Raw genomic sequence first — 9,877 nt, forward strand, 5'->3', positions numbered from 1 at the left:
TCGCCCGCCTCACTCCACACCGATCACCTCCGCGCGCGGCCCCGCCACCGGAGTGACGTAGGCGCGCGAATCGAAGCCGGCGTCGGCGAAGGCCTGGCGCATCGACGCCGCCGCGGCCTGCGCCTGCGCCTTGGATTCGAACCAGGCGAAACAGCTGGGGCCGGCGCCGGAGATGCTCGCGCCCAGCGCGCCGTGATCGAGCGCGGCGGCCTTGACCGCGGCGAAGCCCGGGATCAGCGGCGCGCGGCGCGGCTCGACCAGCAGATCGACCAGGCCTTCGCGCAGCAGGCCGGCGTCGCCGCGCTGCAGGCCGGTCAGGAACAGCGCCAGGTGCGCGCTCTGTTCGACCACGGTGTGCAGCGGATACGGCTCGGCCAGCACCGCGCGCGCGCGCCGCGTTTCCAGTACCTGGTCGGGATGCACCACCACCGCATGCAGCCAGTCCGGCACGGACAGCGGAATCATCCGCGTCGCGGTGGCCATGACCACGCCGCCGAGCAGCATCGGCGCGACGTTGTCGCCGTGGCGGCTGCCGCTGGAGACCGACTCGCCGTCCAGAGCGAATTCGTACAGCGCCTCGCGCGCCAGCGGTGCGTCGAGCAGGGCGTTGGCGGCGACCACCGCGGCCACGCAGGACGCGGCCGAGCCGCCCAGGCCGGACCCCAGCGGGATGCCTTTCTCCAATTCCAGTTCGAAGCCGTGGTCCAGGCCGAGTTTCTCGCGCAGCGCGATCAGGGCCTGGCCGGCGGTGTTGCGCGCGGCCTCCAGCGGCAGGCTGTCGGCGCCGACGCTGTCGCCGCGGATCGCGGCGATGCGCACCTCGCGCTCGCCGATGCGGCGCACCACGGCGATGTCGCGCGGGCCGTCGATGGAATGGCCGAGCAGGTCGAAGCCGACCCCGATGTTGCCGACGCTGCCGGGCGCGAAGGCGCGGACGCGGGAAGGGGGAACGGGTACGGCAGCGCTCATGCGCGGGCTCCGAGGGTTTGCGCGATGGAAAGGATGTCGCCGAACACGCCGGCCGCGGTGACGTCCGGCCCCGCGCCGGGCCCTTGCACCACCAGCGGATTATCCGCGTAACGGCGGGTGCGGAACTGGATCAGGTTGTCGGTGAGCGCGCCATGCAGGGCGGCGTGGCCCGGCGGCGGCGAGACCACGCCGACGCTGGCGCGGCCGTCGCGGTCCAGGCGTGCGAGGTAGCGCAGGCCCAGGCCGGCCGCGCGCGCCTGGTCGAAGCGCTGTTTGAGCGGCGCGTCGAGCTCGGACAGGCGCGCCATGAACTCGTCCTTGGACACCGCGCGCAGCGCCTCGGGCACCAGGCTTTCGACCTCGACCTGTTCCAGCGACAAGGCGCGGCCGGCTTCGCGCGCCAGGATCACCAGCTTGCGGGCGACGTCGGTGCCGGACAGGTCGTCGCGCGGATCGGGTTCGGTGTAGCCCAGGCGATGGGCTTCGCGGACCAGCTCGGAGAACGTCGTGCTGCCGTCGTAGCGGTTGAACAGCCAGGCCAGGGTGCCGGACAGGATGCCCTCGACCTCGGTGAGCTCGTCGCCGGTGTCGAGCAGGCTGCGCAGGGTCTGGATCACCGGCAGGCCGGCGCCGACCGTGGCCTCGTAGCGGAACTTGCCGCCGCCGTTGCGGCTGGCGGCGCGGATCGCTTCGTAGCGCGGCAGGGGGCCGGCGCCGGCCTGCTTGTTCGGCGTGACCACGTGGATGCCGGCGGCCAGCCATTGCGGGTAGTAGGCGGCGACCGCGTCGCTGCCGCTGCAGTCGACGATCAGCGCATGCGGCAGGTGCTCGGCGCGCACGTGCGCGGCGAAGCGGTCCAAGTCCAGCGTTTCGCCTTCGCTCAAGGCATCGATCGCGCCTTGCGGCGGCATGGCCTTGGCCGAGAGCAGCATGCGCCGGCTGTCGGCGATCGCGCGCAGGCGCAGTTCCAGTTTGGAATCGGGCTGCTGTTCGCCGCTCAAGCGCGGCTGCGCGGCGGCCAGTTGCGCGAGCAGGGCGCGGCCGACCTTGCCGGGGCCGATCAAGCCCACCGACACGCATTGCGGCGATAGCCAGAACGCGGAGTGGGCGGCGCGCAGCGCGCGGGTGGCGTCGCGCGCGCCGATCGCGACCGAGATGTTGCGCTCGCCCGCGCCCTGGGCGATCGCGCGCACGTTCACGCGCGCTTGCGCCAGGCCGCCGAGCAGGCGCGCGGCGACGCCGGGCGTGCCGACCATGCCGTCGCCGACCGCCGCCAGCACGCACACGTCCGGGGTGACGCTGACTTCCTGGGCCTGGCCGTCGGCCATGGCGTCGGCGAAGGCGGCGACGATGGCTTCGCGTCCACGCTGGGCCTGGTCGGCGCGCACCACGCAGCAGATCGAATGCTCGGACGAGCCCTGCGAAATCATGGTCACCGACACCCCGGCGCCGCGCAGCGCGCCGAACAGGCGCTCGGCGGTGCCGGGCACGCCGACCATGCCGTTGCCGATCAGTTCCAGCACCGCCAGGTCGTGGACCAGGCTCAGGCCCTTGACCGGGGCGCCGTCCACCGAGGGTTGCGGGGTGATCAGGGTGCCGGGCGCGTCCGGATGGCGTGCGTTGCGGATGCGCAGCGGAATGCCGCGTTGCTGCACCGGCGCCAGGGTCTGCGGGTGCAGCACCTTGGCGCCGAAGTAGGCCAGCTCGCAGGCCTCGGCATAGGACATCGCCGGCAGGCAGACCGCATCCGGGACCAGGCGCGGGTCGGCCGAGAGCACGCCGTCGACGTCGGTCCAGATGGTCAGCGCGTCGGCGTCGAACAGGTGGGCGAAGATCGCCGCGGAGTAGTCGCTGCCGTTGCGGCCCAGGGTGGTCGCATCGCCCTGCGCATCGCGGGCGACGAAGCCGGTGATCACGATGCGCTCGCCGGGGTGGCGGGCGCGCCAGTCGGCCAGGCGCGCGCGGCTGGCGTCCCAATCCACGCCCACGCCCATCTCGCCCGGATGTACGACCAGCACCTCGCGCGCATCCAGGCGCAGCCAGCCGGCGGCATCGCCGCCGAGGGCGGCGTGCAGCAGATGCGAGGACAGCACCTCGCCCAGCCCGGGCAAGGCGGCGGCGATGCGTTCGGCCTGTTCGTCGTTCCAGTGCCCGGCAGCGAGTCGTTCGAGCTGCGCCTTGAGGCCGGCGAGCTCGTGGCGCAGCGCCGGCGCCAGACCGTGGCGGCCGCTGGGATCGAGTTCGGCGGCGACGTCGAGATGGCGTTGGCTCAGCGTGGACAGCGCCGGTTCCAGCGCCTCGCGTTTGCATGCGGCCGCGGCCAGTGCGACCAGGGCGTCGGTCACGCCCTGCATGGCCGAGACCACGACCATGCGCGCCTGCGCGCCGTCGTCGATCAGCGGCGGAACCGCGCGGTAGCGGATGGCGTCGGCGACGCTGCTGCCGCCGAACTTGTGCACGTGGCGAACGGGTGGTGCGGCGGGCGAGGGTGGCGCGGACGACATGGCGAGAGCTCCGTTTGGGGCTCCGCGTCGCGATTCGGGCGTGGCCGACAGGCCGCACCCGGATCGGGTGCGGAGCGGCGTGTTTGGATCAGATGGACACGCCCGTCCGCACCACTGGGGTAGTGGTGGTACCGGTGGTGGTAATCGACAGCGCCCGCGCGGCCGGGCCCCGGCCTTGCGGCAGGGCGGCGGTGCGGGCGATGGCGAAGGCGGGGTGCATGGGCGACAGCAATAACCGACGTTTGTGCGGTGCGTCAAGCGGCGTCGATGGCCGTCACCATCCGCATGCGTCCGCCCGCTGCGCGTGGGGATGGCGCGAATGCGCGATTGCGCGGCTCAGCGCGGCTTCTTCGCCCGCGGCGCGCGTTTGGCTGCCTTGGCCGGCGCCGGCGGCGGATCGCTGGCGCCCCAGGGCGGCGGCGGAGTGGCCAGCGGCCGGGTCAGGTCGAACTCGACCCGGAACAGCCGTCCCGGCCTGGCCAGCTTGTAGACGAAGCGCCGGCCGCTATCGAGTTCGATGGTCCAGACGTTCTGCGCCGCCTCCGGCCGGCCCAGGCGCCGGAACAACGAGCGCGAGTCGGCGTCGGCCGGGAATTCGGCCTCGGCGCTGTCGGCGGAAATCAGGATCCGCGAGCTGTCGCCGCCGTAGTGCGACAGCGGATCGGCGGCGCCGTCGGAATGGCGATGGTCGTGCTTGAGCCGCAGTCGGTGCCCGTGCGGGCTCAGCACCCAGGTGCGCGAGCGGTCGCTGCCGACGTGGAAAGGGATGCGGATCTCCTGCTTGTTGCACTCGCGCACGTGCATCACCAGGGCGCGGCCGGAGTAGGGATCGGCCGCGTTTTCCGGGATATCGGCGACCACCCGCCCGAGATAGGCCTTGCCGCACAGGCCGGACAGGCGCGCGAACAGCGCATGCGCATCGTCGGCGACCGGTGCCGGCTCCTCGTCGCCGCGGAACGGCCACATGGCGCAGGCGCTGGTGGCCAGCACGACGCAGAACAGGGCGATCAGGCGCGGCGAAAGTGGGTTCATGCGGCCGGAGCGTGCATCGTGGTGATGTCGCCATCGTGGCACGCGGTGCGACCGTGCCGATAGGTGCAACCAGTGCAGTTCTAACGCACATCGAAGCCGCGCGATGTGAATACGAAAGCGGGTCTGCGCCTGGTTCTGGTCCGCCGGCGCGACCGTGCCGGCGGCGCGGGATGGCTCATGTCGAAATGGAATAACAAAATTGGAGAATTGGTCTCATTTGAAACTAAATGAGCGGGCCTGCGTCTCACGACAGCGCCGCCCGCGGGCGCCAGAGTTTTTTTGCCGGGCGTTCTCAAGGGCGACGGATGCCGGCGCAGTGGCGGGACGTTTGGCCGGACGTTACGGCCCGGCGCCGGGCCCGACGGTTAGGGCAGGCGCATGCAATTCGCCCATTCACCTATCAAGGAGCAAGACAATGAAGGAGACGACCAAGGCAAGAATGGTGCTGCTGGCGTGTTGCGTGGCGCTGGCGATCGGCGGGACCGCCACGGCGGCGGAACCGGCCGCGAACGCGGACGGGCTGAGCGGGCGGGACCTGATCTACGGCTACGACGAGATGTTCGATTTCGACATCGACGCCTACCTGGCCAAGCGCGCCCCGCACCTGTCGCCTTACGGCGAGACGATCTCGCACTGGGCCGGGTACAGCGGCATCAGCCCGAAGGTGTTGATCGCGCTGATGGAGCAGCAAAGCGGCGTGGTCACGCGCCGGCGCGCGGCCGCCGACGGCATGAGCCGGCCGTTCGGCAAGCTCGCCCGGAGCCGCGGCTTCGGCGCGCAAACCCGCGAGGTCGCGGTGGCGCTGCGCGAGGCGCTGTACGCGCGCGACGCCGCCGACGCCAAGGGGCCGGTGCCGCTGGCACGCACCAACCCGCTGCAGGCCTTGTTCGCGCGCGCCGGCGCCAGCGAGGCCAGCGCCGCGCTGAGCGGCGACGGCGAGTTCCAACTGGTCTACGCCGGCTTGTTCAACGAGCCGCGCAAGGCGACGACGCCGTCGCCGCGTTTCGCCGCCCAGGCCGGCCCGGACGCGGGCGCGCTGGCGGGGCCGGCGAACGGCTTCCTGCAGTTCCCGTATCCGCGCGGGCAGCGCTGGCACGTGGGCGGCGCGCATACCAACACCGGCTCGGGCAGCTATCCGATGTCGTCGCTGGACATGTCCCTGGGCGGCGGCTGGGGCAGCAACCAGAGCGGCACCTGGGTGTCCTCGTCGGCGGCCGGTTCGTTCAAGCGCCACTCGTCGTGCTTCGCCGAAGTGGTGCACAGCGGCGGTTGGTCGACCACCTACTACCACTTGATGAACATCCAGTACGGCACCGGCGCCAGCGTCGCGGCCAACACCCGCATCGCCAATCCGGCCAACACCCGGACCCAGGCGCTGTGCAACGGCGGCAGTTCCACCGGCCCGCACGAGCATTGGTCTCTCAAGTCCAACGGCAGCCACTACCACCTCAATGGCGTGTACCTGTCGGGCTTCCAGATCACCGCCATCGGCACCAGCTACGACACCAACTGCAGCCGCTTCTATTTGACCAAGAACGGCACGCGCTACTGCTCGGGTTGGTTCACCAACCCGTGATGCAAGCGCGGATGCGCCGAGGCGCTCGGCGCATCCGCATGGCACGCTCGGCTGGAAGTTCCGGCCGGGCGTCGCCGGCGATGGCGATGCGACCGCGCGCTGGCGCCTGACAAGGCTTGCCCGAAGCGACGAATCCGCCGATACCTGAGCGCGCTCAGCCGCCCCACGGCGGCGGAGGCGGCGCGACCGGTCGGCTCAGGTCGAACTCCACGCGGAACAACCGGCCCGTGCGCGCGAGTTCGTAGACGAAGCGTCGTTCGTCGATCTCGATCGCCCACACGTTGGACACCGAGACTTCACGGCCCTGGGCGCGGAACAAGACCTGGCTGTAAGCGTCGGCCGGGAATTCCAAGCGCGGGCCCCGCGCGTAGCGGCGCTGGTCGCCGCCGTACATCGTCAACTTGTCGGGGCTGCCGTCTTCGTGGCGATGGTCGTGCTTGAGGCGCAGCTCGCCGTCGTGCGCGCTGAACACCCAGGTGCGCGAGCGATCGTCGCCGACATGGAAGGGCACCCGGATCTCGAGCGGGCCGCATTCGCGCACGTGCATGATCAGGGGCTTGCCGGCGAAGGGATCGTCGGCGCTCTTGGGCGTATCGACCACGACCCGGCCGGCATAGGCCTTGCCGCAGAGCCGGCGCAGGCCCTGGAGGGGGTCGGGCGCGGCGGTCGCGGCCGCCATCGCGGCGTCGGCGGCGTTGGGCGCGGCCGCCGCCGGCTTGGTCGCGGGCGCGCTGCAGGCCGACAGGACGAGGGCGAGCGCGGTCAGGCCAAGGCGGCGTGCGGCGGTGAGGGGCGGGCGATGTGGGCGGGCGTGGATAGGCATGGCCCCACGCTAGCCTGCGCAGTCGCGTCCGGCAATGCGCGGGCGCCGGGCCGTTTCGGCGCGGCCCGGGCGGGCGCGCCGGCGCTGGAATCGGGCCGCACCGGCCGCGGCGCGGATTGGCGCCGGCCTGGTTTTCCATGTCTAATGCGCACTGAAGCGGGGGTACCGCGGCGGTTCCAGGCCGGCGGTTGAGACAGTCCCTTCGAACCTGATGCGGTTGAGACCGCCGTAGGGAAGCTTCGCCGGCCGCGCTGTCGCGGCCGCGCGCCGCCCGCTTTGTGCGAGTCCCTCGCATGCGCCCGCACGTTTCGTGCGGATGTCCCCATCAAAAGCGGATCCGATCCCATGAATGCGGTGCCCTCCGAACTGCTGCAGCAGGCCGAACGTCTTTCGGCCGACGTCGTGCGTCCGATTCCCGGTTCGCGCAAGATCCATGTCGAAGGTTCGCGTCCGGACCTGCTGGTGCCGATGCGCGAGATCGCGCTGGCGCGCACCCCGACCATCTTCGGCGGCGAGGACAACGCCGCGCTCGCGGTCTACGACACCTCCGGCCCCTACACCGATCACGAGGCCGACATCGATCTGGCGGCCGGCCTGAAGCCGCTGCGCGCGACCTGGATCGCCGAGCGCGGCGATACCGAGGTACTGAGCGGGCTGTCTTCGGAGTTCGGTCGCAAGCGCGAGCACGACCCCAAGCTGGCGCACGTGCGCTTCGGCAACCGGCCGCTGCCGCGCCGCGCCGTCGCCGGCGCCAACGTCACCCAGATGCACTACGCGCGCCGCGGCATCGTCACCCCGGAAATGGAATACATCGCGATCCGCGAGAACCAGCGCCTAGACGCGATCCGCGAAGCGCACCTGCTCAACCAACACCCGGGCCACAGCTTCGGCGCCAACATCCAGAAGCTCATCACGCCCGAATTCGTCCGCGACGAAGTCGCGCGCGGCCGCGCGATCATCCCCAACAACATCAACCACCCGGAAAGCGAGCCGATGATCATCGGCCGCAACTTCCTGACCAAGGTCAACGCCAACATCGGCAACTCCGCGGTGTCCTCGGGCATCGCCGAGGAGGTCGAGAAGCTGGTGTGGTCGATGCGCTGGGGCGCCGACACGGTCATGGACCTGTCCACCGGCAAGCACATTCACGAAACCCGCGAGTGGATCATCCGCAATTCGCCGGTGCCGATCGGCACGGTGCCGATCTACCAGGCGCTGGAGAAGGTCGACGGCCGCGCCGAGGAGCTCAACTGGGAGATCTTCCGCGACACCCTGATCGAGCAGGCCGAGCAGGGCGTGGACTACTTCACCATCCATGCCGGCGTGCTGCTGCGCTACGTGCCGCTGACCGCCAAGCGCGTGACCGGCATCGTCTCGCGCGGCGGTTCGATCCTGGCCAAGTGGTGCCTGGCCCACCACAAGGAGAATTTCCTCTACACCCACTTCGAGGAAATCTGCGAAATCATGAAGGCCTACGACGTGGCCTTCTCGCTCGGCGATGGCCTGCGTCCGGGCTCGATCGCCGACGCCAACGACGCGGCCCAGTTCGGCGAGCTGGAAACCCTGGGCGAGCTGACCAAGATCGCTTGGAAGCACGACGTGCAGACCATGATCGAAGGCCCCGGCCACGTGCCGATGCAGTTGATCAAGGAGAACATGGACAAGCAGCTCGAGGTCTGCGGCGAAGCGCCGTTCTACACCCTCGGCCCGCTGACCACCGACATCGCGCCGGGCTACGACCACATCACCTCCGCCATCGGCGCGGCCATGATCGGCTGGTTCGGCACCGCGATGCTGTGCTACGTGACGCCCAAGGAACACCTGGGCCTGCCCAACAAGCAGGACGTGCGCGAAGGCCTGATGGCCTACAAGATCGCCGCGCACGCGGCCGACCTGGCCAAGGGCCACCCGGGCGCGCAGGCGCGCGACAACGCGATGAGCAAGGCGCGTTTCGAGTTCCGCTGGGAGGACCAGTTCAACCTGGGCCTGGATCCGGAGCGCGCGCGCGAGTACCACGACGAGACGCTGCCCAAGGACGCGCACAAGGTCGCGCACTTCTGTTCGATGTGCGGTCCGCACTTCTGCTCGATGAAGATCACCCAGGACGTGCGCGACTACGCCAAGGAACATGGGGTGGAGGAGACGGTCGCGTTGAGCGAAGGCATGGCGGAAAAGTCGGCGGAATTCCTGGCGCAGGGCGCCGAGGTTTATCGGCGCGCGTGAGTCCGCATCGGTGCCGGTGCGATTCGTGCCGGCGCCGCGGCCGACGCTGGTGCCGCTCCCCTTTTGTAGGAGCGGCGCGAGCCGCGACCGCGAATTCCGGCTGCTGTGCCGGCTGGGGTGTGCCGAGATCCGCTGGCATCGGACTTTGCTTTGGATCAAGGGCTTCCGCCCGCTGCGCGTGCGGGTCACTTTCTCTGGCCTGGGCTTTGGGTAGGAGCGGCGCGAGCCGCGACCGCGAACTCCGGTTGCTGCGTCGGCTGGTGTCTTATTGAGATCCGCTGACGCCGGATTTTGCTTTGGATCAACGGCTTCCGCCCGCTGCGCGTGCGGGCCACTTTCTCTGGCCTGGGCTTTGGGTAGGAGCGGCGTGAGCCGCGATCGCGAACTGCGGCTACGGCGGTGGCCGGGCGCGTCGGGAGATTCGTTGTGGCTCTCGCTCTGCATGTCTGGCACGAAGGTCAACGGCTTCCGCCCGCCGCGCGTGCGGGTCAATTCTCTCGCCCAAGCTCCCTGTAGGAGCGGCGCAAGCCGCGACCGCGAACTCGGGCTGCGCCGTTGGTTTCGGGTGAGCTGGCTTTCTGTGGGAGCGGCGTGAGCCGCGATCGCGAACTCCGGTTACTGCGGTGGTCTGGCGCGCTGGGAGTTTGCTGTTGCTCTCGCTCTGCATGTTTGCCACGAAGGTCAACGGCTTCCGCCCGCTGCGCGTGCGGGTCACTTTCTCTTGCTGGCCCAAGAGAAAGTAACCAAAGA

At 70.4% G+C, this 9,877-nt stretch carries 6 protein-coding genes and 1 riboswitch; of the genes, 2 read left to right on the plus strand and 4 right to left on the minus strand.

The window, feature by feature from the left end:
• Nucleotides 1-9: 9 nt before the first annotated feature.
• The 3 genes from V1318_RS20065 to V1318_RS20075 form a co-directional block, all read right to left on the minus strand.
• A complete protein-coding gene (locus V1318_RS20065; RefSeq protein WP_332941540.1) occupies nt 10-969 on the minus strand; it encodes a homoserine kinase in 960 nt (319 codons plus the stop codon).
• Complete coding sequence (gene thrA / locus V1318_RS20070) at nt 966-3,473, minus strand: bifunctional aspartate kinase/homoserine dehydrogenase I (protein WP_332941541.1); 2,508 nt, start codon at nt 3,471-3,473, stop codon at nt 966-968. Before thrA ends, V1318_RS20065 begins: the two co-directional genes overlap by 4 nt.
• Before the next feature lie 336 nt (nt 3,474-3,809).
• Nucleotides 3,810-4,505 (minus strand): hypothetical protein, encoded by a 696-nt coding sequence (locus V1318_RS20075; RefSeq protein WP_332941542.1) that lies wholly within the window; start codon nt 4,503-4,505, stop codon nt 3,810-3,812.
• Nucleotides 4,506-4,920: 415 nt separating this feature from the next.
• Between V1318_RS20075 and V1318_RS20080 the strand changes: the two genes are divergently transcribed.
• Nucleotides 4,921-6,081 (plus strand): M23 family metallopeptidase, encoded by a 1,161-nt coding sequence (locus tag V1318_RS20080; protein WP_332941543.1) that lies wholly within the window; start codon nt 4,921-4,923, stop codon nt 6,079-6,081.
• Nucleotides 6,082-6,235: 154 nt separating this feature from the next.
• Here the strand turns inward: V1318_RS20080 and V1318_RS20085 are convergent, their stop codons facing one another.
• Nucleotides 6,236-6,904 (minus strand): hypothetical protein, encoded by a 669-nt coding sequence (locus tag V1318_RS20085; RefSeq protein ID WP_332941544.1) that lies wholly within the window; start codon nt 6,902-6,904, stop codon nt 6,236-6,238.
• A gap of 148 nt (nt 6,905-7,052) precedes the next feature.
• A riboswitch (TPP riboswitch) is annotated at nt 7,053-7,157 on the plus strand.
• Between the two features lie 92 nt (nt 7,158-7,249).
• On the opposite strand from V1318_RS20085, the gene thiC reads away from it, so the two are divergent.
• Nucleotides 7,250-9,127 carry a phosphomethylpyrimidine synthase ThiC gene (gene thiC, locus V1318_RS20090; protein WP_332941545.1) on the plus strand — a complete coding sequence of 626 codons (1,878 nt, stop codon included), beginning with the start codon at nt 7,250-7,252 and terminating at the stop codon, nt 9,125-9,127.
• The last annotated feature ends 750 nt before the right edge of the window (nt 9,128-9,877 follow it).

Origin of the sequence: Lysobacter sp. CCNWLW3, from assembly GCF_036697405.1 — a bacterium.
Classification (GTDB): domain Bacteria; phylum Pseudomonadota; class Gammaproteobacteria; order Xanthomonadales; family Xanthomonadaceae; genus Lysobacter.

Bases quoted from the DNA above. Each gene is read 5' to 3' on its own strand.
- V1318_RS20065 (WP_332941540.1), bottom strand. From the start codon at position 969: ATGAGCGCTGCCGTACCCGTTCCCCCTTCCCGCGTCCGCGCCTTCGCG.
- thrA (WP_332941541.1), bottom strand. From the start codon at position 3,473: ATGTCGTCCGCGCCACCCTCGCCCGCCGCACCACCCGTTCGCCACGTG.
- V1318_RS20075 (WP_332941542.1), bottom strand. From the start codon at position 4,505: ATGAACCCACTTTCGCCGCGCCTGATCGCCCTGTTCTGCGTCGTGCTG.
- V1318_RS20080 (WP_332941543.1), top strand. From the start codon at position 4,921: ATGAAGGAGACGACCAAGGCAAGAATGGTGCTGCTGGCGTGTTGCGTG.
- V1318_RS20085 (WP_332941544.1), bottom strand. From the start codon at position 6,904: ATGCCTATCCACGCCCGCCCACATCGCCCGCCCCTCACCGCCGCACGC.
- thiC (WP_332941545.1), top strand. From the start codon at position 7,250: ATGAATGCGGTGCCCTCCGAACTGCTGCAGCAGGCCGAACGTCTTTCG.